The 23,515-nt window shown below is 54.9% G+C and carries 20 protein-coding genes and 1 riboswitch; of the genes, 11 read left to right on the top strand and 9 right to left on the bottom strand.

Going from position 1 to position 23,515, the window contains the following annotated elements:
* Window positions 1-26 precede the first annotated feature (26 nt).
* Both HC757_RS14820 and HC757_RS14815 read left to right on the top strand, forming a co-directional pair.
* Entirely contained in the window at window positions 27-338 is a 312-nt protein-coding gene (locus tag HC757_RS14820; RefSeq protein WP_169565157.1) for a DUF3622 domain-containing protein, read from the top strand.
* 315 nt (window positions 339-653) lie between these two features.
* Window positions 654-1,250, top strand: a complete 597-nt coding sequence (locus HC757_RS14815; RefSeq protein WP_211164432.1) for a pentapeptide repeat-containing protein — start codon at window positions 654-656, stop codon at window positions 1,248-1,250.
* 38 nt (window positions 1,251-1,288) lie between these two features.
* Here the strand turns inward: HC757_RS14815 and azu are convergent, their stop codons facing one another.
* Window positions 1,289-1,762 (bottom strand): azurin, encoded by a 474-nt coding sequence (gene azu / locus HC757_RS14810; RefSeq protein ID WP_169565156.1) that lies wholly within the window; start codon window positions 1,760-1,762, stop codon window positions 1,289-1,291.
* A gap of 474 nt (window positions 1,763-2,236) precedes the next feature.
* Here azu and HC757_RS14805 point away from each other — a divergent pair, with 474 nt between their 5' ends.
* From HC757_RS14805 to HC757_RS14795, 3 genes are all read left to right on the top strand, one after another.
* Window positions 2,237-2,887 carry a hypothetical protein gene (locus HC757_RS14805; protein WP_169565155.1) on the top strand — a complete coding sequence of 217 codons (651 nt, stop codon included), beginning with the start codon at window positions 2,237-2,239 and terminating at the stop codon, window positions 2,885-2,887.
* A 100-nt stretch (window positions 2,888-2,987) separates the two neighbouring features.
* Window positions 2,988-3,204, top strand: a riboswitch (cobalamin riboswitch).
* 105 nt (window positions 3,205-3,309) lie between these two features.
* Window positions 3,310-5,262, top strand: coding sequence for a TonB-dependent receptor (locus HC757_RS14800; protein ID WP_169565154.1), 1,953 nt, complete (start codon window positions 3,310-3,312; stop codon window positions 5,260-5,262).
* A 358-nt stretch (window positions 5,263-5,620) separates the two neighbouring features.
* The gene (locus HC757_RS14795) at window positions 5,621-6,352 is read left to right on the top strand and encodes an HDOD domain-containing protein (protein WP_169565153.1); all 732 of its coding nucleotides are present in this window, start codon (window positions 5,621-5,623) and stop codon (window positions 6,350-6,352) included.
* A gap of 78 nt (window positions 6,353-6,430) precedes the next feature.
* Here the strand turns inward: HC757_RS14795 and HC757_RS14790 are convergent, their stop codons facing one another.
* Window positions 6,431-7,339 carry a LysR family transcriptional regulator gene (locus HC757_RS14790; RefSeq protein WP_169565220.1) on the bottom strand — a complete coding sequence of 303 codons (909 nt, stop codon included), beginning with the start codon at window positions 7,337-7,339 and terminating at the stop codon, window positions 6,431-6,433.
* A 162-nt stretch (window positions 7,340-7,501) separates the two neighbouring features.
* Here HC757_RS14790 and metE point away from each other — a divergent pair, with 162 nt between their 5' ends.
* On the top strand, window positions 7,502-9,772 hold the full coding sequence (metE, locus tag HC757_RS14785; RefSeq protein ID WP_169565152.1) for a 5-methyltetrahydropteroyltriglutamate--homocysteine S-methyltransferase: 2,271 nt from the start codon (window positions 7,502-7,504) through the stop codon (window positions 9,770-9,772).
* Between the two features lie 173 nt (window positions 9,773-9,945).
* On the top strand, window positions 9,946-10,161 hold the full coding sequence (locus HC757_RS14780; RefSeq protein WP_169565151.1) for a dodecin: 216 nt from the start codon (window positions 9,946-9,948) through the stop codon (window positions 10,159-10,161).
* A 106-nt stretch (window positions 10,162-10,267) separates the two neighbouring features.
* On the opposite strand, the gene queG is transcribed toward HC757_RS14780, so the two are convergent.
* Together queG and HC757_RS14770 are read right to left on the bottom strand one after the other, a co-directional pair.
* Window positions 10,268-11,503, bottom strand: a complete 1,236-nt coding sequence (gene queG, locus HC757_RS14775) for a tRNA epoxyqueuosine(34) reductase QueG (RefSeq protein WP_169565150.1) — start codon at window positions 11,501-11,503, stop codon at window positions 10,268-10,270.
* Between the two features lie 78 nt (window positions 11,504-11,581).
* The gene (locus HC757_RS14770) at window positions 11,582-13,465 is read right to left on the bottom strand and encodes a diguanylate cyclase (RefSeq protein ID WP_169565149.1); all 1,884 of its coding nucleotides are present in this window, start codon (window positions 13,463-13,465) and stop codon (window positions 11,582-11,584) included.
* Window positions 13,466-13,698: 233 nt separating this feature from the next.
* On the opposite strand from HC757_RS14770, the gene HC757_RS14765 reads away from it, so the two are divergent.
* Together HC757_RS14765 and HC757_RS14760 are read left to right on the top strand one after the other, a co-directional pair.
* Entirely contained in the window at window positions 13,699-14,214 is a 516-nt protein-coding gene (locus HC757_RS14765) for a phosphatase PAP2 family protein (protein ID WP_169565219.1), read from the top strand.
* A gap of 32 nt (window positions 14,215-14,246) precedes the next feature.
* Entirely contained in the window at window positions 14,247-14,681 is a 435-nt protein-coding gene (locus HC757_RS14760; protein WP_169565148.1) for a DUF3069 domain-containing protein, read from the top strand.
* Window positions 14,682-14,795: 114 nt separating this feature from the next.
* On the opposite strand, the gene HC757_RS14755 is transcribed toward HC757_RS14760, so the two are convergent.
* From HC757_RS14755 to HC757_RS14745, 3 genes are all read right to left on the bottom strand, one after another.
* Window positions 14,796-16,484, bottom strand: a complete 1,689-nt coding sequence (locus HC757_RS14755; protein ID WP_169565147.1) for an NAD-dependent malic enzyme — start codon at window positions 16,482-16,484, stop codon at window positions 14,796-14,798.
* A 209-nt stretch (window positions 16,485-16,693) separates the two neighbouring features.
* Window positions 16,694-17,158, bottom strand: coding sequence for a YehS family protein (locus HC757_RS14750; RefSeq protein ID WP_169565146.1), 465 nt, complete (start codon window positions 17,156-17,158; stop codon window positions 16,694-16,696).
* Between the two features lie 190 nt (window positions 17,159-17,348).
* Complete coding sequence (locus HC757_RS14745; protein ID WP_169565218.1) at window positions 17,349-18,620, bottom strand: Nramp family divalent metal transporter; 1,272 nt, start codon at window positions 18,618-18,620, stop codon at window positions 17,349-17,351.
* Between the two features lie 500 nt (window positions 18,621-19,120).
* Between HC757_RS14745 and HC757_RS14740 the strand changes: the two genes are divergently transcribed.
* Window positions 19,121-21,697 (top strand): TonB-dependent receptor plug domain-containing protein, encoded by a 2,577-nt coding sequence (locus tag HC757_RS14740; RefSeq protein WP_169565145.1) that lies wholly within the window; start codon window positions 19,121-19,123, stop codon window positions 21,695-21,697.
* Between the two features lie 112 nt (window positions 21,698-21,809).
* Window positions 21,810-22,430, top strand: a complete 621-nt coding sequence (locus HC757_RS14735; RefSeq protein WP_169565144.1) for a glutathione S-transferase family protein — start codon at window positions 21,810-21,812, stop codon at window positions 22,428-22,430.
* 82 nt (window positions 22,431-22,512) lie between these two features.
* Here the strand turns inward: HC757_RS14735 and HC757_RS14730 are convergent, their stop codons facing one another.
* A complete protein-coding gene (locus HC757_RS14730) occupies window positions 22,513-23,013 on the bottom strand; it encodes a DUF4447 family protein (protein ID WP_169565143.1) in 501 nt (166 codons plus the stop codon).
* Between the two features lie 33 nt (window positions 23,014-23,046).
* Entirely contained in the window at window positions 23,047-23,454 is a 408-nt protein-coding gene (locus tag HC757_RS14725) for an SMI1/KNR4 family protein (RefSeq protein ID WP_169565142.1), read from the bottom strand.
* Between the last annotated feature and the right edge of the window lie 61 nt (window positions 23,455-23,515).

The raw sequence follows: 23,515 nt of genomic DNA, 5'->3' as shown, positions 1-23,515 counted from the left end.
TGAAAAATCATTGAGGAATAGAGCAAATGAGCAAAGGTAAGAAATACGACTTTCGCGTCACCGAAAGCAGCAAGGGCTGGAAAGCCGAGATAGTCAGACGCATGACATCGACCAAGACAGTGGTCTCCAAGTTCAGAGACGGCATGGCGACAGAGGCCGAGGCCCAGGCCTGGGGTGAAGAGACACTCAAGTCTTTCTTGCAGGCCCAGGTAGAGCGCAACAAGCAGCAGTCTGAGAAACGTACCCTGGCGGCCAAAGTCGCCGAAGAAAAACGTTTGGCGGCGGCCTTGGCGGCCGAGCGTAATTATGATGCAGCCGAAGACAGCGACGAAGAATAAGTCGCGGGCTTGGCTCTCCTTTCCGCCGTTGGAAATGAGTGCTTATCTGAACGACCGCAGGTAAGCCAAGTGGCATTTCGGTCATGTTCACCGGATATGGCTGTACGAAGAGAGCGAGCCCACGGGCTCGCTTTTTTGTTGCCGACAAATCCCATTCCGGCCCCGCCGGCATTGCCTGCCTAGGCTTGAGCGGGTCTATGTCAGGGGAGAGCTTTGTCGGAGTGGAGCCATATCGGAGTGGAGCCATGTCGGAGCGAGTCTATTAGAGCGCTTAACTGAGACTGCACCTGACTTATACCTGGGAGTGTGAATACCTTGTTTGAGCTAGATACAGAGGAATACCTTAACGAAACGTTCGAGGGCCTGGAGCTTGCCGGGCAGGAACTCAGGCGCAAGCGCTTCGAGGCTTGCCACTTCCTGGGCTGTGATTTCAGCGATGCCCGCTTCGAAAGATGCGAGTTTATCGATTGCCAATTCAGCCAGTGTAATTTGAGCCTGGTGGATCTGGCCTTCAGTCGCTTTTCCGAGGTGAGTTTTGCCGAATGCAAGCTGCTGGGTATCAACTGGGGCCGGGCCAGCTGGCCGCAGTTGTCCTTGTCGGCGCCGATCAATTTCAGCGATTGCCTGTTGAACGACTCGTCTTTCTTCGGCCTGAGCCTGAGTGGACTGGTCATGACAGGGTGCCGGGCCCATGAGGTGGATTTCAGGGATGGAAATTTCAATGGTGGCCAGTTTGCCGGCACAGATTTCAGCAATAGCCTGTTTGCCAATACCCAGCTGGCCAAGGCCGACTTTGTCGATGCCACTCAGTATGATCTGGATGTGCGCCATAATAATGTGCAGCAGGCCAGGTTCGATCGCTTCGAGGCGGTGAGGCTGCTCGCTGGCCTGGGCATTTGCATAGTGGATTGAGTATCACAGGCGCCTCGTCGGGGCGCCTGTGATCCGGCTCAGGGCGTGATGCTGAAGCTGCCTTGCATCAAGGTCCAATGACCCGGGAAGGAGCAGAAGAAGTTATAGGCTTGTTCCTGGGTCATGCCTTCGGTGCTGAAGGTCACAGAGGCCGATTCACCGCCGCCAACCAGGCTGGTGTGGGCCAGCACTCGGGTATCAGCGTCCACGATGAAGTTGTGCTCGGGACCGGCCGTCATGCCATCATTGGCAATGGCGGCCATGTCTTCGGCCTTGCTCAGCACCCAGTTATGGCCCATGGCCGTTTTCGGCAGGCTCCCCGTATGGGTCAGGGTGAGTGTGACTTCCGTACAGCTCGCCGGCACACTTAACGCCTTCTTGTCATACTGCATGGCGTCGTTGGCACCAATGGCGAGTTCGCATTCGTTGGCGCTGGCGTGAGCGCTTATCCCCAGGAGGAGGCCCAGAGCGACCACCCCCCTGAGTAGATTGGTGATTTTGCTGTTGTTCATAGTGATTGTCCTTCTGTTGGTTCGGCTAACCCAGGTTAGCCATAGAGATTGAAAAACACTTAAACATTAATGAGAATTGGTTGCAATTGAGTTTTCGACCGCTTTACATATGTTGCCCGGCTCGCCGCTCAGCCGCTGTCGACGGAGTGTTAGCGACTCGGGTTGCCAAAATAAACACACAGCACATTGTACACTTTTTAAGCTTACTTGGTTTTACTTTCGTCACCGGCAGACTGTCATAGGAAAGAGCGTCTAAGTGAGAGGGCCTAGGTAAGAGGGCCTAGGTAAGAGCACATGGGAAAGAGCGCCATGCACTGCTATGCCGGTTAACAGCCAGAGGCGTGAGCCGAGGGTAACAGAGAGCGGCAAACCTGGGTTGCCGCGCCCAGCTTGTGAAGTCAGGTTAGCGAACTAGAATTGAAGGAGGTTTGACAGCGTTTTCTCATTACACCATGGAACAAGGATGCAAGCGGTATGAAAGCGACTTCGACTACAGCTGTGAGTATTTCATTGACCCCAGGCGTCATGGCACTGGGGCTCTATTGTTGCTTGAGCTATTCCCCCGTGCTGGCCGAAGTGCCGGTCGACCAGCCCGGGCACCCGGCTCTGACCGGGTTCAGTCAAAAATTAGGGTTCAATTTACCCCTGGGATGGAAGCGCGCGTCCAACGAGACACAAGTCAACATGATCCAGGCCGAATTTGTGCCTCAGGAGCAGACGCTCGGCAGCTGGTCATCTATGATCTGTGTGCAAAGCTTCAAGGGCCTGGCCGCAGAAGTCACGGCCGAGCAGTTCCTCGACCGACTGGCGATAAGCTATCGGGATGTATGTCGGGGAGAGTTGGTCTATCAGAAGCTGGGTGAGACCCAGGTCGATGGTCATCCAGCTTTCCAGGCCATCATGGGCTGCACCGAGTTAGTGCTCCAGTCCGATGCCAAGCTGCAACCCGCCCCGGCTGAGCCCAGGGGGGAGATAGGCTACTATGCCGCCATCCTGGGGCAGATGGATCTCTATCTGCTGCATAAGTCTGATCGCCGCGAGGTCTTCAACCTGCGCCAAGTCCCCTTGGCTGCCACCAATTACCGTGATTTTGTCGCGACCATTCAACCCCTATCGCTCAAGTAGAGCCTCCGGCTGCCGCTCTGCATTAGACATTTATCCATATAGACGTCTATAATGCGCCCGTCCAGGCGGGAGACCGCCTGACTCTGATAATTAAAATTAATTTCAGTCAACCTTTAGTGGTGCCTGTGCGGTAACAGCATGGGATAATCGGGAAGCCTGTGAGATTCAGGCACTGCCCCCGCAACGGTATGAGGTGAGAGCCGGGCGCGCTCGCAAGGATGAGCGTTAAAAAAGTCCAGGCTCGGGTGAGTCGGCAGCTTTGTCTGTCCGCAGCACGGAACCTAAGTCCGGAGACCGGCCCTTAAGGTGATTTCGCGATTTCGGTGGGCAGATCTCGAAATGTGCCAGTGGCGCTCCTGCAATCAGTGGGGGGCTCTGGTGCGGCACCCATGCCCCGTTTTCCTTTCAGGAGTTAAAGGTCAATGGGAACACAAGCTACAAAACTGTCAATACTGATCGCTGGCCTGCTGAGCCTGCCGTTCACCTTCGCCGCCGAGGCAGACGATGTTGCCTCACATGTCGATGAAACCCTCACTGTGATAGGCCGTGCCGAAGCGTCCATCTTGAATATTGCCGCCAATGTCAACGTCATCGACAGTGCCGAAATCCAAATGAGCGGCGCGACTAACTTGACCGAGTTGTTACGCGGCCAGAGTGGGCTCCAGGTTTCTGACAATAATTCGGGTGCGGTGTTCGCCTTGCGTGGTTTCAGCGCAGGTCAAGCCGCCAACAACACGCTGATCTTGGTCGACGGCCGCCGTTTGAATAATATCGACATAGCCGCCCCCAGCATCAATGCCATTCCCTTGAACCAGGTCGAGCGGGTCGAGATCCTCTCCGGCAGTGCCGGCGTACTCTATGGCGATCAGGCCGTTGGCGGCGTCATCAACATCATCACCAAGGCGCCCAATGCCAGCGGCGGCAGCGTGCAAGTGTCCGGCGGCAGCTTCGATACCTATGAAGGTCGTGCCGATGTATCAGGTGCCATCAATCAGGACTGGCGCTACTATCTGGCGGGAAGCTATCAGCAGAGCGAAAACTATCGCGACAACAACGATAATGAAACCGGTTCCATCCTGGGACGGGTGCAGTACCAAACGACGACGGATAAGTTTTTCGTCGAGACCAGTTATTATGACGACAAGCGTGAAGCGCCGGGGGCACTGACTCCGGCAGAGTTCGAGGCCAATCCACGCCAGGCCAATGAATGGAGCAAAGGTGCTTATTATCACAACATGACCACGGCGGCGCGCATGGGCTATCAGCATCAGCTGACTCAAGCCTGGGCGTTGGCGGCGGATGTAAATTACAGTGATACCCTGGTGGTCTCGACAAGTGGCGAAAACAGCCGCTCCTTGTTGGAGTTCAATCCCAAGGCCATAGCCAGCATAGCCACCCGTAATGGTGAGTTGAACATCATCGCCGGTGCCGATGTGAGCCGCGGTGAGGCCGACTTTGATTTGTCTTACATGCAGCGCAGCAATGTGCAGCAACTCTTGAGCGCCTATGTGCAGGCAGATGTGCCTCTGACCCAGAGCCTGAGTTATGTGGTCGGGGGGCGTTATTCAGATGTATCGGATTCTCTCGAAGATGAGGATGCGTATCCTCTGGGAATAGATTTGGATGAAGACGCCAGTGCCTTGGAACTGGGGCTGAACTATCGCCCAAGTCATGATCACAGATTCTATCTGCGTGCCGAGAGTAACTTCCGTTTCGCCAAGGTGGACGAGCAGGCCTATACCTCACCTGGGGTGTTGGGACTCAAACCGCAGACGGGTCGTTCTTACGAAGCGGGTTGGGATTGGTCCTTATCGACCCAGACCCTGAGTCTTAATCTGTACCGGCTGGCTCTGGAGAATGAGATAGTGTTCGATGCGAGCGCACCAACGCCTATAGGTGGCAACTATTCTGGTGCCAACGTCAACGCAGATCAATCTCGTCGTTACGGTGCTAATCTGGACTGGGATTGGCAGTTGAGTAAGGACATTCAGCTGGGACTGGAATACAACTACACGGACGCGGAATTTACCGCAGGCATGAACGAGGGTAAGGCATTGTCTTGGGTCGCCAAGCACACTGGCAGAGGGTACGTCAGCGTGGATATCGACAGCCAGTGGCAAGTATTCGCCGAAGCCCAGTATACGGGTGAGCGTTTCATTGAGGGTGATAATGCCAACCTGGATCCTCGACTCGATGATTATGTGCTGACGAATCTGGCGCTCAACTACAGCCGTCAGGCTTGGCTCGCCAGCCTGAGGGTGGATAACCTGTTCGATAAGGATTATGTCAGTGCCGGTTATTACAGTATTTGGGGCAATGGCTATTACTCCGGCACCGGTCGCGCCGTGCGCCTGAGCGCCAGCTATCGCTTCTAAGCCTCATCGCCAGGCGCTAGCGTGCCAGTGCTGGTGCTGGGGTTGGCGTTAGTGTGGTTCGGTATTAGCCGAACCTGTTGCAAAGCCGGACTCGGGTCCGGCTTTTTTTGTTCCCCGATTAAAGCCTGTTACCCAAATATCTATGGCTAGTGAGAGGGCCAGTGTGAGGGCCAGTGAGAGCGTTGGGCTCAGGCCCGCTTGGCGATACATTCGGCTCCGGTTTCAGGGAAATGTTAACTTATCTCACCATACTGTGGCCAAAGGCTTGACCTGAGAGGCGGTTTTATGGGTAAATTCTTGATCGTAGAAAGGGTGTCTTACCAAGAACAATAACCAATAAATAGGTTTAACAGGTCCCATGACAGATCTTGAGCTGCAAGTCTTTACTCAAGTTAAGGCAATCATTGCCAACGAAGAGCAAGTGTTGGGCCGCCGCGACATCTTGATGCCGCTGAAGAAGGCCATCATAGCCGAAGGTGACATACGCAACATAGTCGACATAGTCGGGAGCGATCCTGCCTTGGCGGCGCATCTGCTGTGGCGCAGTAACACGGCGCTCAATGCCGGTTCGCTGTTGGCTAAGTCCCGGACCCTAAAGGATGCCTTGATCCGCCTGGGTCAGGTTAATGTCTATCGTTATGCCTTCACCTTTTATCTGAAGGAACGTTTGGATGAGTTGCCTCAACCCTACAAGAAACTGGTGTCGGGTTACTGGGATCTGACCGAGAATATCGCGACCAGTGCCGTCGACAGCCTGGTAGAGCTGAAGATTGCCGGCGTCGATGCCGACGAAGTGCATACCCTGGCGCTGTTCAGTGTCTTTGGACAAATTGTCAGCCTGACGGCCTTCGCCTATCTCAATGCCGAGTCCGAACAGTCGCTGCCAATCAGTTTGATTAAGTCTTTGATAGATAACAATCAGAAGAGCCTTACCCTGGACGCCTTGGAAGGGTTGGATCTCGATAAAGATCTGCGACAGGAATTTATGATTGCCCATAACCTCAGGCAGACCCATGAGGTTAACTCGCCAGGGCTGGTCCTCAGGAAGGTGTTGGCCAAACAGGGCTTGTTGTTAAGCGCCTTGTCATGACCCTGTGGCTGACAACAAAAATGCCTGCAACTTGCAGGCGTTTTTGTTTATGTCCGATGCTATTTTCAGCCAGGGGCGTTAGTTCGACTGCTTGAGCTGATGTTGCAGCCCTTCGCCTGCGACCAACTCCAGCCAGCGCTGTATCAGCCTGGCGTTGCTGCTGTTGCGGCGATAGGCGCCGAACAGTGGTCGTTTCAGGCCTTCCTGTCCCAGCTTGACTGACGCGAGGCTCAAGCCATGGGCTTCATTGATGGACCAGTTGGGCAAGGCCGCCACCCCGTCCTTACAGGCGACACGCTGCAGCAACATCATGGTCAGATCGCAGCTTTTCTGTTCGCCGGCCTCGACCCCTGCGGGTTCGAGAAAGTGCCGGTAAATATCCAATCGGGCCAGAGGTACCGGATAGCTGATGAGCGGCAACCTCGCCAGCTGCTGCGGTACCACATGGGTTTCCCTTGCCAGCGGGTGATCTTTGGCAACCAGGAGTTTAACTTCGAAATCGAATAAATGTTGATAGGCCAAGGCATGGCCGGGCACAGGATCCGAGGTCAGCACTATGTCCAGCTCCCCCATGTCCAACGCGTTGAGGGAGTCGAACAGGTGGCGACTGGACAGGTCCAGTTCGGCTTGGGGATAGGCTTCACTGAATTGCTCCATCACAGGCATCAACCAACGAAAGCAACTATGACATTCGATGCCGACCCGCAAGCGGTTGGCATCGGCATCCAGTCCCTTCTTAAGATCCGTTTCCGTCTCCAACACCAGGGGGAGAATTTCTTCCGCCAGATGCAATAGCCTGGAGCCTTCGAGGGTGAAGGAGAGCGGCTTGCTCTTGCGCACGAAGATAGGCGAGTTTATCCGGGTTTCCAGTTCCTTTATCTGATGGGACAGTGCCGACTGGGTCACGAAGCGTTTCTTCGCCGCAGCGGCCAGGCTGCCACTTTCTTTGAGTGCCATCAGAGTGCGTAGGTGTCTTAGCTCTATCATCATATCCCCACATGAATCTCGTTCATGTTTCCCTTGAAATCAATTCGGTTGCCTGTCCAGAGACTAACACAATAAACTTCTAGACGTCCAGATGCCTGGATGGGTTTTATCCTTAACGGCGTCGCAGCGGTTAACCGCTCTCATCATCAAGAGGTAACTAGTATGCAACTGAATAGTCTTGGCTTTCCCCGTATTGGCCGTCGACGCGAACTGAAATTCGCCCTGGAAAAATATTGGCGTGGTGAAATCACCCAGGCGGAGTTGAAGGCGGTCGCCAGTGAGCTGCGTCATACCCATTGGCAGTGGCAGGCAGATGCCGGCATAACCCTGTTACCCGTGGGCGATTTTGCCTTCTACGATCAGGTATTGACCCTGAGCGCCACTTTGAATGCGATCCCCGAACGCCATAGAGGCGAAGGCGCAATCGATCTGGATACCTTGTTCAGGGTCGCCCGCGGCCGGGCTCCGAGCGGTAAGGATGCCGCCGCCTCCGAGATGACCAAGTATTTCAACACCAACTATCACTATCTGGTGCCCGAATTGAATGCCGAGCAAGACTTCAATGTCGCCTACGAACAGCTGTTCGATGAAGTTGCCGAAGTCCAGGCTCTGGGGCACCAGGCTAAACCCGTCTTGCTCGGACCCGTGTCTTTCCTCTATCTATCCAAGACTGTGGGGCAGGACTTCGACAAGCTGAGCCTATTGCCCAGGCTGGTGGCCGCCTATGCTGAAATCTTGCAGCGTTTCGCCTTGCTGGGGGTCGAGTGGGTGCAGCTGGATGAGCCTGTGTTGGCGCTGGAATTGGATAACGAATGGCAGGCGGCATTTTCTCCTGCCTATGAGCTGCTCAAGGCGGCCAAGGTGAAACTCCTGCTGGCCAGTTACTATGGCAGCATAGCCCATCATCAGCCTCTGGTATCTGCCTTGCCTGTTGCCGGCTTGCATCTGGATCTGGTGACAGCGCCCGAACAGCTGGCGGTTTTCGTCGACGCCTTGGCGCCGGAGCAGGTGCTGTCTCTGGGGGTGATCAATGGCCGCAACGTCTGGGCGGCCGAGTTGGATCTGTTGGCGGAAAAGCTGAGCCCGCTGGCGGCGAGTCTGGGCGAGCGTCTGTGGCTCGGCACTTCCTGCTCCCTGTTGCATAGTCCAGTGGATCTCGAGGTGGAGACGCACCTGGCCCCTGAGCTGAAACAGCAACTGGCGTTCGCCAGACAGAAGCTCGGCGAGCTGGGGCAGTTGCGCGAGTTGCTGAAACACCCGGCATCGGCCTCTGCCCGGACCATCATCGAAACCTGTGTCGCACGCCGCGCCGCCAAGGCCAGCGCCGCAGATCACGAGGTGCAGGCCAGAGTCGCTGCCCTAACGGCGGCAGATTATGAGCGCGACAGCGACTTCGGCGTGCGTCAACAGAAACAACAGCAGAAGTATCGTCTGCCGCTGCTGCCGACTACGACTATCGGCTCTTTCCCCCAGACCCCGGCGATCCGCGGACTGCGCAGCCGTTGGCGCAAGCATGAATTGACAGATGCCGCCTATACGGAGCAATTACAGCAAGTGACCCGTGACACCATAGCGCGTCAGCTGAAACTGGGCATAGATGTGCTGGTGCATGGCGAAGCCGAACGCAACGACATGGTGGAGTATTTCGGTGAACAGCTCGAAGGCGTGGGTTTCACCAAGCATGGCTGGGTGCAGAGTTATGGCTCCCGCTGCGTCAAGCCTCCACTCATCTATGGTGATGTGAGTCGTCCCAAGGCCATGACTGTCGACTGGGCGGTATTCGCCCAGAGTCTGACGGATAAGCCGGTCAAGGGCATGCTCACAGGCCCCGTGACTATATTGCATTGGGCTTTTGCCCGCGAAGACATCAGCCGCGACGCCATAGCGACCCAACTGGCGCTGGCTATTCGTGATGAGGTGCAAGATCTGCAGGAGGCCGGCATAGGCATAATACAGATAGATGAGCCGGCCTTTCGCGAAGGCCTGCCGTTGAAACAGAGCCAGTGGCAGCATTATCTGGATTGGGCCGTCAATGCCTTCAAGCTGAGCGCCGCCGGGGTGACGGATGAAACGCAAATTCACACTCACATGTGTTACAGCGAGTTCAACGATACCATAGGCGCCATAGCCGCCATGGATGCGGATGTGATCACCATAGAAACCTCCAGATCGCGGATGGAACTGCTCAACGCCTTCGAAGATTTCGAGTATCCCAACGAGATAGGTCCTGGGGTGTATGACATACATTCGCCCAATATCCCGACCGTCGAGGCAATGGTACAACTGCTCGAGAAGGCGGCGGCCAAGATCCCCCTGCGTCAACTGTGGGTGAATCCTGACTGTGGCCTGAAGACCCGCACCTGGGAAGAAGTCGAGCCGGCATTGAATAACATGGTGCAGGCGACCAGGGAGCTGCGGCGCAAGTTGGGCTAATTGCACCAATGGCTTAGCCGTTCATGAGTCAAGGGAGAAGCCAACAGGGGAGACATGCATGTCTTCCCTGTTTTGCGATTGGTTTTCCATGGCTTTTGTCCATGTTCCCCCTTGGCGCGGCCGACAGTGACTATACTGAGCTTATCTTTTTGCGAGCATTGAAGGGTAGGCACATGAGTCATACATATAAAGTCATAGAATTGGTCGGTTCATCGCCAGTGAGCTCGGACGAGGCAGTCAACAATGCCATAGCGACGGCGAGCCAGACTCTGCATCACTTGCGTTGGTTTGAAGTGGTCGAAACCCGGGGACAGCTCGAGGCGGGGGTCATAGCCCATTGGCAGGTGACGCTGAAGGTGGGCTTCACCCTGGAGCCGGCTGGCGATTAAGCCAATTGTTCTGCCACCTTGCTTACTCTTGTAACCATTGTTTATTTTGCCATGGCTCAGATTAAGCCTGGGGAGAACTGAGCCGAATCGTGAGTGCCTGCAGATCTCAGGCGTCTCTTGGCAAGCCTTTCCTGATGCTGCGGATCAACCTCTCCGTCTTGCGCGTGCCGCTCGGGGCTTGAGTGCTGGAGGCGGTATTCTGTTTGGCAGCTTGTTGTTTGGCTAGCTGTTGGCGCATGGCCCAGTCTATATGTTCGCGCACCATATCATCGACTTCTGCATCACTGCGCCTGGCCTCGAGGGCGGCCAGGATAGCCGGGGCGGCGGGGGCATTGCCCAGGGCAACGGCCAGGTTACGCAGCCAACGTTTGTGGCCTATGCGACGTATGGCACTGCCTTCGGTCAGTTTCAGGAATTCGGCTTCGCTCCAGCCAAACAGGCTCAGCAGTTCGGGCTGTTGCAGTGGGTTACGAATATGAAAATCCGCTTCCTGGGTCAGTGGAGCCTGAGTGTTTACCGGGCAGATTAGCTGACAGTCGTCGCAGCCATAGATGCGGTTTCCCATCAGGGTGCGGAACTCTTCCGGAATGCTGCCCGCCAGCTCTATCGTCAGGTAGGAGATACAGCGTCTCCCATCGACGACATAGGGGGCGACTATGGCACCGGTCGGGCAGGCCTTGATGCAGGCGACGCAGGTGTTGCAGCCTTCTTCGATCGGCAGATCCACGGGCAGAGCCAGGTCTATGAGCAGCTCGCCGAGGAAGAACCAGCTGCCGGCATTTTGGTTGAGGATCAGCGAGTGCTTGCCGGTCCAGCCTATGCCGGCCTTCTGCGCCAGCGGTCGCTCCAAGATGGGCGCCGAGTCGACGAAGGGCCGGGAGTTGGCCTGGCTGAATCCCAGGGATTGAAGTTCGGCGCTGATCTGGTCACCGAGCTTTTTCAAGCGATTACGTATGAGTTTATGGTAGTCACGTCCCCCGGCGTAGCGTGAGATATAGCCCAGATTGGGATCGCTCAGGTTAGTGGCAAAGCCTGCCTCTGGGGGCAGATAGTCCATGCGTACCGAGATGACTCTCAGGGTACCTGGATGCAGTTCCTGAGGACGGGCCCGCATCATGCCGTGGTTGGCCATGTAGCCCATTTCGCCATGGTAACCTGCATCCAGCCAGGCCTGTAACTTGGGTTCCTGCGAGGTTAAATCCGTATCGCAGATCCCGACCTGGGCGAAACCCAGGGCCTTGCCCCATTCCTTGATCTGCAAGGCGAGTCGCCCCAACTGGCGCTTGTCGAGCGAGTCGAGAGGAGCACATGTGCTGACGGAATTAAGATTGGTATTGGGCATAGGTTGGGGTCATGACTAAAAGGTGACCCGCCAATGATACCAGTTTTAACTCGGGTGTGGACAGGGGCTTTGCAGGCATTAGGACGCCTGCCTGACACAATTACGGCCAGAGGATTTTGCCTGGTACAGGGCACGATCGGCGCGTTTCAGCAGGGCGCCGAATTCCCGCTCCTGGGTCAGGGCGGCGACCCCGGCACTCACCGTCAGCGTCAGGCTCGAGGGGAGCTCCTGGCTTTGTTCCCTGGCGACAGTGTCGACCAGGCGTCTGGCTATGGCCTCGGCCTGTGCCAGGGAAGTGTCCGGCAGTATCACCAGAAACTCTTCGCCTCCGACCCGGCCGACCAGATCTTGCTTGCGCATCAGGCGGGTGCTGATGTTGGCCAGAGTCACCAGTGCCTTGTCGCCTATCTCATGTCCGAAGCCGTCATTGATCTGCTTGAAATGATCGGCATCGAAGAGGATCACCGCCAGGGGCGTCCGTTGCGACTGGGCGAGTGTCAGTTCCCGTTGCCCTGTGGCATAGCTATGACGCCGGTTTGGCAGCTGAGTCAGGTGATCCGTGTGGGCCAAGGTTTCCAGGTTACGGGATCTGCGTACCTGGCGAAAGGCGAAGAGCGAGACTATCCCCAAAATGATCGCCGAGAGTGAGATCACGGCTCGCTGGAGCATTTTATTTTGCTCCAGTATTTTCAGCTCGTGTTCTTTCAGGCGTTGATTTTCCTGCAACCTGTGGTTTTCCGTCTCCATGCGTTCGCTGTCGAAGCGGGTGCGCATTTCTGTGGTGTGTATCGCCTGCAGTTTGGCGTCCAGATCCCTATGCACTGCGACATATTGCTCTAACGCCGCGAAGGCTTGTTGCCAATCCTGTTTAGCGCCATGAACCCGGCTCTTGAGCGCATAGAGCTGACTCAGGCCGCGGACATTGTGGATGGCGTCGAATGCCGCTTCTGCCCGGTTCAGGTAGTCGAGTGCCTGATCCGGTTGGCCTTGTTTGAAACTGGCTTCGGCGAGAAACAGGTTCAGAAAACTACGGGTAGCCTGAGCTTCGGCCGGGAGTTGTTGCTGTGCCTGATTCAGATAGCCGAGCGCTGCATCGACCCTGTCCAGTTTGAGCAAGCTGTTGCCTATGTAGGCGGCAACTTGGGCGGCAAGGACTGTCTTCTGCTCCCCTTGCCAATAGTGATAACTCTGCAGGTAACGCCCCAGTGCCTGCTCATAATCGCCGGACTCCTCCAGCGCCAAGGCAATATCCGTGTTGGTTGAGATGACATTATTTTTGTCACCCCTGGCCTCATAGCTCTGTTCCAACTGCAGGTAATACTTGATCGCCAGAGGATAATCCCCCAGACGGCGGTAGGCGGTCGCCAGATCGTTGAGATTGTACTGACCCCAGTAGTCGAGCCCCAGCTGGTCATACAGATGCTGGGCGGCGATCAGATCGTCCAGTGCCAGGGCAAAGTCACCCTGAAAGGATTTCATGTTGCCGCGCAGGTTATGGGCGTCGGCGAGCAGTCTGGGGTCATTCGCGTCTTGGGCCGCGGCCAGAGCCTTATCGTATCCCTGACCGGCCTGTGCTATTAATCCCTTCTGCTGTGAATACCAGGATTTGCACAGGAGTATATCTATCCAAGTGTTGGGGTGAGACTGTATCCGGGCCATTGCCAGGTGGGCATCGGCGAAGTCTATGGCAGCATCTATTTCGCTGGCCGAGTCTTGGTCATGGGCCCAGCACTCAAGTTTGGTCAGTCTCAGCATGGCGGCTTCATCATCGCCGGCAAGCAGTTGCCGTAATTTCCCCAGCTCAGCCTTGGCCTGCGCATTGGCTATGGGGGCGCCGCTTTCCAGCAGGGCAAAGATGTCATCGGCCGTTGGCGTTGGGTCTGCCGCCTGCAGCGGAAAGTGCACCCAGAGGCAAGATCCCAGTAAGAATGAGAGAGCCAAGGTACTCAGGGGGTTCTTCAAGTTCTATGTCCGTTGTCTGACACTCATGAGCGATTAAGGTTAGCCATCCGCAGGAATGACGCCGGGATTGTATCTAATCCCAACGCCAATTGTTATCAATTGTTACCAATTGTTTGGATTTTGGTTGTCGTTTGCTTTTGGGGAGGGTTTTGCGGGGTTTTGCATTAGCCAGGGGATGAGAGTATAACAAGCGCTTTCTTTTACCTGTGTTAACGGAGTTAAAATTGAAAGGCATTTTATTGGGGCTAACCTTGTTGGGTGCTTGTGGCCTGGCCCAGGCTGGAGACTTGGAAACCTCGGGCGATGTGCTGCATCTGTTGCTCCCTGCGGCGGCACTGGGCACGACCTTGGTCTACGAAGATGGCCATGAGGGGACCTGGCAGTTTTCCAAGGCCGCCGTCAGTAGCAGAATAGTGGTCGAGGGATTGAAATATGCCATCGACAAGCAAAGGCCAGATGCCAGTGGTGATGACTCCTTTCCTTCCGGGCATGCGGCCGATAGCTTCATGGCCGCCAGCTTCATACAACAAAGGTATGGCTGGCAATATGGTCTACCCGCCTACATAGGCGCGGCTTATGTCGGTTACACCAGGGTGGCCAGCGATCAACATTATCTCGAAGATGTCTTGGCCGGTGCCGCCATCGGTACCCTGGCCGGCTGGTATTTTACCCAGCCTTATAAGGGGATTAATCTGACCCCCATCGCCGGCAATGGCACCTATGGCCTCTATGTGAGCGGTCGTTTCTAACCATAAACCCTATGAGTGAGCAGAGTGTATTTATGAGTGAAGTCTCAGCATCTTATCGTGACACTGCCGAGCAGGTCGCATTTAATGTGGCCAACAAGGTCTTGCCCATGGCTCAGTTACCCGAGAGCCTGGCCGAGGCCTATCAAGGGCTGTTCAATGAGTTACTCGAAGACAGGGCCATGGCTTTTGGCAAGGCCTGGGATGCCCTGCCTGCCAGTGCCAGGGGCTTAATGGAGAAGGCCGCCTTTCATGGCTTCTATATCGCCAATGCCTGGCTGCAGTTGAGCCGGGTGGCACAGGAGATAGCGGATCAGGCCGAAACGGAAGAAGCGATGGATGAGAAGGAATACAATGGTGTGTTCGGTCGCCTGGCCGAACAGTCGCTGAAAGAGAGCCTGCGCAAGTTGAAGAAGGCCCGTACCGACAGATCCATGCTTAACAGCTTCAAGCAGGTCATGGCGCCCTGAGCCCCGAGTTAAGCCGAACCGGCTTCGGCAGGAAATAAACAGCCCGGCATTTGCGAGCAAATACCGGGCTGTTGCTTTTCTTGGCGGCGCTGGGCAGCTTAGAAAAAAGGCTGCTTAGAAAGAGGTGCGCTTGTAGCGGCGGTACTCAGGGTTCCAGAAGTTGTCTTCTATGGCCTGTAACAAGAGTTCGTCACTGGTGGCCAGTGCCAGGCCCTGCTCGATAGCCACCTTGCCGACGGCGAAGGCGATATGCTTGCTGACCGTATGTATGTCTTCCAGGTTAGGCAGCAGCGGCCCTTGACCGTCGATGGCCAGTGGTGAGCATTCGGCCAAGGCGCGGCTCGATGCCATCAACATTTCATCGGACACGTGTTTGGCACCTGAGGCCAGCACCCCCAGACCTATGCCTGGGAAGATGAAGCTGTTGTTGCACTGGGCAATTTCGAAGGTTTCATCTTCGACTACCACAGGTTCGAACGGACTGCCGGTAGCAACCAAGGCCTGGCCCGAAGTCCAGTGCAGTATGTCTTTCGGGGTGGCTTCGACCCTGCTGGTGGGGTTCGACAGCGGGAAGACAATCGGCCGCGGACAATGGCTATGCATGGCACGGATGATCTCTTCGGTGAAGAGTCCCGGAGCCCCAGAGACGCCGATCAATACGGTTGGTTTGCCGTTGTTGACTACGTCCAGTAGCGAGATGTTTTCGCCCGGATTGCTCCAGTTGCTCAAGTCGGCACACTTCTGAGCCAGTTTACGCTGGAATGGTAGCAGGTTAGGCATGTTGTCCTGCAACAGTCCCCAACGATCGACCATGAACACCTGTTGGCGTGCCTGCTGGTCGCTGATGCCTTCGGATACCATCTGCGCCACTATGGCTTCGGCTATGCCGCAACCTGCGCTGCCGGCGCCGAGGAAGACGATACGCTGGGCGCTGAGCCGAGTCTTGGCGGCCTTACAGGCGGCCAGCAGAGAGCCGACGGTAACGGCAGCCGTGCCCTGGATGTCGTCGTTGAAGCAGCAATACTTGTCCTTGTAGCGTTCCAGGATAGGCATGGCATTCTTCTGAGCGAAGTCTTCGAACTGGATCAAGGCTTCGGGCCAGCGACGATGCACTGCCTGCATGAAGGCCTCGATGAAGTCGGCATACTCTTCGCCGCCGATGCGCGGATGACGCCAGCCCATATACATGGGATCTTCCAATAGTTGCGGGTTGTCCGTGCCTACGTCCAGGGTGATGGGCAAGGTATAGGCCGGGCTGATGCCGCCGCAGCTGGTGTAGAGGGAGAGCTTGCCTATGGGGATCCCCATGCCGCCTATGCCTTGGTCTCCGAGTCCCAGAATGCGCTCACCGTCGGTCACTACTATGATCTTGACCTTGTGGCGGGTGGAGTTGTTGAGTATGTCATCTATCCTGTCTTTGTTCGGATAGGAGACGAACAGGCCGCGGTTACGGCGATAATTTTTCGAGAAACGCTCACAGGCCAGGCCGACGGTCGGGGTATAGATGATGGGCATCATCTCGGTGATGTGGTTATGCACCAGGCGATAGAATAAGGTTTCGTTGGTATCCTGGATGTTGCGCAGATAGATGTGTTTATCCAGGTCGTTGTTGAAACTCTTGAATTGATCATAGGCGCGTGACGCCTGCTCTTCTATGGTCTCGATGACGTAAGGCACCAGGCCTTCGAGATTAAAAAAAATGCGTTCTTCTTCGGTGAAAGCGCTGCCCTTGTTGATCAATGGGGCTTCAAGAATCGCAGGCCCGGCAAAAGGAAGATACAGGGGGCGTTTATTATCGTCCATAGGTAACCTTTGGTTGAATGCTGATGTTGAGGAAATGGTTGCTGTGAGTCGGCTAAGATTAACATGAAACCTGTTTATTTGTTGCCCCCAAGGCGCTGGAATTGCGGTTTTTTTTTAGTCGAAATGATGAACAGGTGTTTGAAAACTGAGTTATTGGGGGATAAAAAACGCGGCTCATTGGCCGCGTCATTCATGCTCGGTAGCGGAGACTAGACGCCCCTGTGTTTCAAGGAGAGTCCCTTGATGAAATTGCGCAGTATCTGATCGCCGCATTCCTTGAAGTTTTTATGCTCTGGATTGCGGAACAGGGCACTGAGTTCGGACTTGGACATCTGCACATCGGCCAGCGCCAGGGTCGAGATGATGTCTTCTTCGCGCAGTTCCAGTGCCACCCTGAGCTTCTTGAAGGTCATGTTGTTATTCAGGCGTGACACAGGCTTGGGAATTTCTGCTCCGGGTTTCAGGCCACGCTTGTCTATGATCAAACCATCGAGAAATTGACATAATGTGGTGTCGTTACAGGCCTGGTAACCTTCTTCCTCTTCTTTTCGCAGCAGGTTAATCAGGTCGTCCACAGCGACTTCCCGTCCGGCCTTGGCAAATATCTTGATCATCTTGGCATTGCTGAAATCGAACACGAAGCGCAAACGGCGCAATATATCATTGTTAGTCATGGTTTTCTCTTGGCGCGGCTGCGCTTAATAGGTTGAAGCGGCATTATAACTCAATTGCTTCCGAGGTCGGGAGCAATACTTGGCGCCATGCCTGGGGTATTCGCTCGTGAATACCGAAAACCCGCTCCATGTCCTCGCCTGTAAGTTGCCGAAAGCCTGCATGGCTTCGGGGAAGAGCAGCTTAGCCGTTTCATTGCATGAACAGTTTCCAATAGATGAACAGGGCGGAAAAACCAAAAAGATAGCCCAAGCCAACATAAGATAACAGTTTCATTTTTAAGCCATATCTATGTTCCTTGGCGATCGATGGACCCGTCATCAGCCGATAGTTCAGCCAGGCAAATACGCTTGTCGTCAGGAATGCCAGCGTCATCACCAATTCGAGCAGTGGCAGCAGAGCTCCTTTGAAGAACAAGATCAACATGAGCCCGAGAGCGCAGATGCCGAGCATGATGAGATTCAGGCGACCGCCGGACTCGGGCGCTTTTCTCAGCAGCTGCCAGCCCATATTCAGGGTGCGGCTATAGCCGTCGATCACTGTCACTGTGGTGCTGAAGATACATAGAAACGCCACGGCGCCAATCAAATAACGACTGTTACTGCCCATGACCTGGCTGTAGAGCTGAATGAGCTGGTTGGCAAATTGCGCGCCCGAGGCCGAGAAGTGTTCGCCACTGGTATGCATCACCAGGGCGCCCAGCGCAAGAAATACCAGTGCCAGCAGGGCGGTGACCAGGTAGCCCAGATTGAAGTCCAGCAATGCCTGAGCCTTGCTCACCCGCTGCATCTTTTGTTTTTCCAATAGCCACAGGGAATTCCAGCTGCTGACTTCGATCGGTGCCGGCATCCAGCCCATCATGGCCACCAGAAAACCCACATGGACCCATTGCCAGGGAGACTGGGATACAAATCCTGGCGGGACAGGGCTGGCGACTTTCCAGGCCAAGGCGACGGCGATCAGTGTGGTGAGTGTCAAGGTCAGCATGATGAGTTTCGACAGCTTATCCAACACCCGGTAGTGACCCAATAACAGGAGTAACAGGGAACTCAGCAACACCAATAAGGCAAGCAGCTCTATCGGCAGTGGCACGAACTGGGTCAGCATGGCGGCGGTGAGCATGCAGACCCCGGCGGTGCTGGCGACGGCGGCGATGGCGTTGAGGCAGGTGAACAGGCCGAGATAGGCTCTGCCTTGTTTCAGGTAGCCATGCAGCAGGCTTTCTCCCGTGGCAGAGGTATAGCGTGCCCCTGCGGCAAAAAACGGATACTTCAACAGATTAACCGCCAGTATCACCCAGGCGAGCTGCCAGCCAAATTCGGCGCCTGCGCGGGTGGATGCCACCAGGTGCGAAGCGCCTATGGCGGCGGCCGCCATCAATATCCCCGGGCCCATGGCCTGTAACAGTTGCGGTAATGCTTGCCGGTAACGCCCGGTGCCAGGCAGCTTGTCGGTGATATCCATCATAGGTGTTGAGTCCAGGGTTGTTACTTTGTTAGGCATCATGGCCCGAATGCGTGCTTGCCACTATCTGATCCGCTAAACACTCCATCAGGGTAACAGCTTAATTTAGTTAGCAGAACTCGGATCTGCCTTATTCAGGGCAGGATCAAACTCTGTTTATGCAATTTTGTTTATAGGACTCTGTTTGCCTTCTCCGGGCGGACGGGATAACGGACAAGGGGCTCTGCTTAGCTAAGCCAGGTTCTTTACTGGCCTGCCCACCATGGGCGCACAGCATATTTCAATGCCTTAGTTGCCGATTATTGCCCCCTCACATTGTGCTGAGTAACCACTGTCGCCGCCGTACTTACTTCGCGATAACCAATGGTTAACCGTTTTCCGTTCCGATAAAGGCATTGACTTTGTTAATTAAACTACTATTTTGTATGAGTGTTTGTTGCTTGAATGTGATTCTTGTGAGTCACTGGATAAAATAATAATTACTGAGTATAGGGATGAATATGAAAAGACCTCAAAATTGGCAGGCATCCGCCTGCGCGCTGGCAATCTCAATGGCCTTGGCTCCTACTGTGTTCGCTGCCGAAGAGAAAGTTGAACGCATCGAAGTGACAGGCTCTCGCATCAAGCGTACCGATCTCGAAGGCCCTTCACCTGTGCAGTCGATCAACAAAGACGACATAGCCAACATGGGTTTCGACAATCTGCAGCAACTGTTGGAACGCATGCCGGCCAACGGTGCCGGCGCCTTTTCGACCCGGGGCAATAGCCAGGACTCGACCGCCAACGGTGCCGCCTCTATCAGTCTTCGGGGTTTGGGGCCAGATGCTACTCTGGTATTGATCAATGGCAGGCGCGCCTCCGTCAGTTCATTCGCCGAAGGCATCACTAACTCCTTCGTCGACATCAACAACATTCCAGTGTCTGCCATCGAACGCATCGACATACTCAAAGACGGCGCCTCGGCCATCTATGGTTCTGATGCTATCGCCGGGGTAGTGAACATCGTCCTCAAGAAAGATATTGAGGGGATCGAGGTGAACCTTGGCTATGGCAAGGCGAGCGGCACAGGTTATGATGAACAAACCGCCAACCTGGTGTGGGGCACCAAGTCCGACAAGGGCAGCGCCTCAATTATTCTCGATTATTTCAAGAACGACACCCTGGCCGCGACTGATTTAGGGCGCTTCGGCACCGCAGATCAGAGCCCCTACGGCGGTGAAGACTTCCGTTCATCCCGTGGTTTTCCTGGGTATTTCTATGTTGATGGAGTGCAGACCGTCGATCCATCGTGCCCGGATGCTCAAAACATAGATGATGAAGTCTGTGTATTCGATTACGGCCCTTATAACTTGGTTGTTCCCAGCGCCGAGCGTGTCGGCGCCATAGGTCAGTTCGAATATAATTTTACTGACGAGTTGACTGCCTTCCTCGAAGTGGCGGCGCAGCACAATACCTCCAAAGCAGGGGGGGCACCTACGCCTCTGGATGAAGGTGCCGGACTGACAGTGCCTGCCAGTCATCCGAATAACCCCTTCGGCAAGGATATAAAAATAGGCCGTTTCCGTACCGTAGATGCGGGCGCTCGTCGCTGGGACATAGAGTCTGATACCACGCGTGTGGTTGCCGGTCTGCGTGGCACCATCAAGGACTGGGATTGGGAAGCCTCTTTCCAGAAGGGCCGCAGCGAATCTCTGCAGACAGGCGATCGCAACCAGGGTTGGGTCAGGACAGACTTCCTGCAGGCCGAGATAGATGCAGGCAACTACAACCCCTTCGGCGGCACCATGAACTCGCAGGATGTCATAGATCGCATCACCACCAGTCTGGTGCGTCAAGGGGTATCCCACCTGACGTCCTATGATGCCAGCATCACGGGTGAGGCCTTCACCTTGGGTGATCGCTCTATCATGATGGCAGCCGGGGCAGAATATCGCGAAGAGGATGTCAGCGACATCCCGGACGATCAGTTCCAGCGCGGACTGATCTTCGGTACCGAAGCAGTATCCGCCGCGGCTGATCGTGATCAATATGCCGCCTACGTCGAGTTTTCCATTCCCGTGACGGATGACTTCGAGCTGCAGCTGGCGGGCCGTTATGACCATTACAGCGACTTCGGCTCCACCACCAACCCCAAGATTGCCTTCCAGTGGGGCATCATGGATGAGTTGACGGCTCGCGGTTCCTGGTCCACAGGTTTCCGTGCCCCGTCTCTGGCGCAGATTGGCCTGGGCCCCTCACAGGAGAGCAGCTTCTTTAAGGATAACTATCGCTGCGCTGCCGATGGGGTTGATTGCGAAGCATTGGATTACAACACAGAATTTGCCGGTAATTCGGAGCTGGATGCCGAAGAATCCGAGACCTGGAACGTGGGCATTATTTGGGCACCGACCCATAAGCTTGACATGGGTTTAGATATCTTCAGCATCACTCAGGACAACAAGATCGACAAGCAGCCACTGGGCGCTATTTATGACGCCAACTGTAACGATCAGAACAGCACTATCTGTGAGCGCTTAGCGCCTCAGCCGGGTCAGACTCTGGGACCAATCGATGTTATCCACTCAAGTTTCATCAACCTGAGCTCGCAAGAAGTGCAAGGTGCGGATATCTCTGCCCACTATGGACTGGAGCTGGACAACTATGGTGATCTCAAGTTCGGCCTGGAGTGGAGCTATCTGTATAGCTTCGAGAAAGATCATCTCGACTATACCGGTGAGTATAAGTTTCCACAGCACCGCTGGCTGGCAACCACCAACTGGCAGATGGATGACTTCTCCGCTAACCTGAACATCAGTTACATAGGCGAGTTTGAAGATACCCCTGACATAGATTTCGATGGCACACTGGACTTCGAAGACAACAAGTCACGTATGGTTGATTCCCAAGTGCTGGTGGATATGTCGGGTTCGTACCGCTTCAGCGACACTGTCAAGTTGACCTTGGGTGTGAACAACGTATTTGATGAAGAGCCGCCGTTTGCCATCGGTGATGGTGATACCGATCTCTATGGTTATGTGATCTCTGTCCATAACCCTATGGGCCGTTATATCTACTCCAAGTTAACGGTAAACTTCTAAGTCAGTTTGTTGTTGAACTTTAATTGAAAATAAAAGACTGTATCACTGATGCAGTCTTTTTTTAATGTTTGGTTAGGCTATGTCATTGTTCACTTAGACTCGGAGTCACATTATGATCACCTTATACGGAACCCAACGCAGCCGGGCATTGCGCGTGTCCTGGTTATTGGAAGAAATGGCACTGGACTGGCAGTTTCAGCGGGTCGATATGCAGCAGCGCTCGCCGGAGTTTCTGGCACTGAACCCTTGTGGCAAGGTGCCCGTGCTGGTGGATGACGAGCTGGTGCTCACTGAGTCGGCGGCCATAATGCAATATCTGGCGGAGCGCTATGGCGAGGGGCAATTTTTACCCCAGCCGGGCAGCCATGCGGCCGGACTGCATCACCGTTGGGTCAGTTTCATCATCACAGAGCTGGAACAGCCCCTGTGGAGCATAGGTAAGCATAGGTTCGCGCTGCCGGAAGAGCTGCGACTGGAGACCATGTTTGGGGTGGCAAAATGGGAATTCGATAAGGCGGCGGCCATAGCCGAAACTTGGTTGGCAAGCAGTGACTTCGCCAGGACGGGATTCTTGTTCGGTGACAAATTGACTGTCGCCGATATCCTATTGGCTCACACCCTAATGTGGGCGACCCTGTTCGAACAGACAATTCCCCCGCAATTGGCGGCCTACAGAGACAAGCTGCAGCAGCGCCAGGCGTTGCATAGCGCCTTGGAAAAAACCAAAGCCTAGCAGTTAAGCTATTGGCCGGTTAATTCATGAAGAGCGGCTGGAGCGGCTTATGGTCTATCCAGCCATTCTACTCGGAGCTAGGCTAAAGTTGGGTGGCCGCCCACTTGGCACGGCTTTCGCGGCTTTCACTCAGGCCTTGTTGTTCGCGGAAGGCCTTGTAAGACTCGACATCCAATGCCACTAAGCTGACATCGACCTCCAGCACCAGCTTGCACTCCTTCTTGATGCGCCAGGCCGCGGTGTTATACAACTCAGTCAGTGGCAGTGAGCTCAAGAACTCTGGGTTATATTGGTTGTACAGCGCCTGGGTCGGGTAGACCACAAACGCCAGCCGGCGCTTGGGTTCTTTCTTGAATAGCTCTTCTATGCCATCCGTGGTGTTGAGTACCTGCATCTCTATGGTGTCATCCAGGTCCAAGAGCTTCTTCTGCGCCAATCCAGGGGCTTCCTGCTCCCCGGTTTCCCAGGCGCTGACTTCGGCTTCAGTTAGTTTGGTGAGATCGGCAACCTGGGCCTGGCTCAGGCTCAGGGAATGACGCAGATACTGCATTTCTATGGCGTTAAGGCCGGTATTTTTAGACATAATAGTTCCACAAAAGTTAAATAACAGCAGGCGTCAAGCCCGCCCCTTGAGCCAGACATCCTGAATCCAATGCCAGAGGGATTCCCAGTATTCCTCATCGAAATCGCCATTTTGCCAGTGATGGATTTGGCCTTCCTGATCTATGCAATAGAAGCTGTCTCCTTGCTGGCAGATGGCGATCATCTCTCTGGGCATGCCTATGGACCAGGCATAACAAGTGACTTCCGGCAGGTAGGTGTGGGAGTGGGGATCTGCGGCTGTGACAGGCTCTATCGCACCATAGATGACATCGCTGGCGTAGAGCAGATACTCTTTCAGATCCCGTGGCAGCGGGATGAGAATTTGTTCTTCGACCTCAACCAGTTGCTCGAAACTGGGCAATTCGAGTGGCACAGGCACAGTTTCACTCAATTCCTGTAACCGCTCTATGATATCGTGCATGTTTTTTCCACGGATGAATGGCGTATGGTGCAGGAGTATAGCTTGTCTGCAAACTCAGACA

It is taken from the genome of Shewanella salipaludis (genome assembly GCF_012911865.1).
Taxonomy (GTDB): Bacteria; Pseudomonadota; Gammaproteobacteria; order Enterobacterales; family Shewanellaceae; genus Shewanella; species Shewanella salipaludis.
The sequence above is the reverse complement of the archived record's forward strand: the minus strand, read 5'-3'. Positions and strand labels throughout refer to the sequence as shown.

Excerpts from the sequence above, each read along its gene's own strand:
- HC757_RS14820 (WP_169565157.1), top strand. The coding sequence starts at position 27 with ATGAGCAAAGGTAAGAAATACGACTTTCGCGTCACCGAAAGCAGCAAG.
- azu (WP_169565156.1), bottom strand. The coding sequence starts at position 1,762 with ATGAACAACAGCAAAATCACCAATCTACTCAGGGGGGTGGTCGCTCTG.
- HC757_RS14805 (WP_169565155.1), top strand. The coding sequence starts at position 2,237 with ATGAAAGCGACTTCGACTACAGCTGTGAGTATTTCATTGACCCCAGGC.
- HC757_RS14800 (WP_169565154.1), top strand. The coding sequence starts at position 3,310 with ATGGGAACACAAGCTACAAAACTGTCAATACTGATCGCTGGCCTGCTG.
- HC757_RS14795 (WP_169565153.1), top strand. The coding sequence starts at position 5,621 with ATGACAGATCTTGAGCTGCAAGTCTTTACTCAAGTTAAGGCAATCATT.
- HC757_RS14790 (WP_169565220.1), bottom strand. The coding sequence starts at position 7,339 with ATGATAGAGCTAAGACACCTACGCACTCTGATGGCACTCAAAGAAAGT.
- metE (WP_169565152.1), top strand. The coding sequence starts at position 7,502 with ATGCAACTGAATAGTCTTGGCTTTCCCCGTATTGGCCGTCGACGCGAA.
- HC757_RS14780 (WP_169565151.1), top strand. The coding sequence starts at position 9,946 with ATGAGTCATACATATAAAGTCATAGAATTGGTCGGTTCATCGCCAGTG.
- queG (WP_169565150.1), bottom strand. The coding sequence starts at position 11,503 with ATGCCCAATACCAATCTTAATTCCGTCAGCACATGTGCTCCTCTCGAC.
- HC757_RS14760 (WP_169565148.1), top strand. The coding sequence starts at position 14,247 with ATGAGTGAAGTCTCAGCATCTTATCGTGACACTGCCGAGCAGGTCGCA.
- HC757_RS14755 (WP_169565147.1), bottom strand. The coding sequence starts at position 16,484 with ATGGACGATAATAAACGCCCCCTGTATCTTCCTTTTGCCGGGCCTGCG.
- HC757_RS14750 (WP_169565146.1), bottom strand. The coding sequence starts at position 17,158 with ATGACTAACAATGATATATTGCGCCGTTTGCGCTTCGTGTTCGATTTC.
- HC757_RS14745 (WP_169565218.1), bottom strand. The coding sequence starts at position 18,620 with ATGGATATCACCGACAAGCTGCCTGGCACCGGGCGTTACCGGCAAGCA.
- HC757_RS14740 (WP_169565145.1), top strand. The coding sequence starts at position 19,121 with ATGAAAAGACCTCAAAATTGGCAGGCATCCGCCTGCGCGCTGGCAATC.
- HC757_RS14735 (WP_169565144.1), top strand. The coding sequence starts at position 21,810 with ATGATCACCTTATACGGAACCCAACGCAGCCGGGCATTGCGCGTGTCC.
- HC757_RS14730 (WP_169565143.1), bottom strand. The coding sequence starts at position 23,013 with ATGTCTAAAAATACCGGCCTTAACGCCATAGAAATGCAGTATCTGCGT.
- HC757_RS14725 (WP_169565142.1), bottom strand. The coding sequence starts at position 23,454 with ATGCACGATATCATAGAGCGGTTACAGGAATTGAGTGAAACTGTGCCT.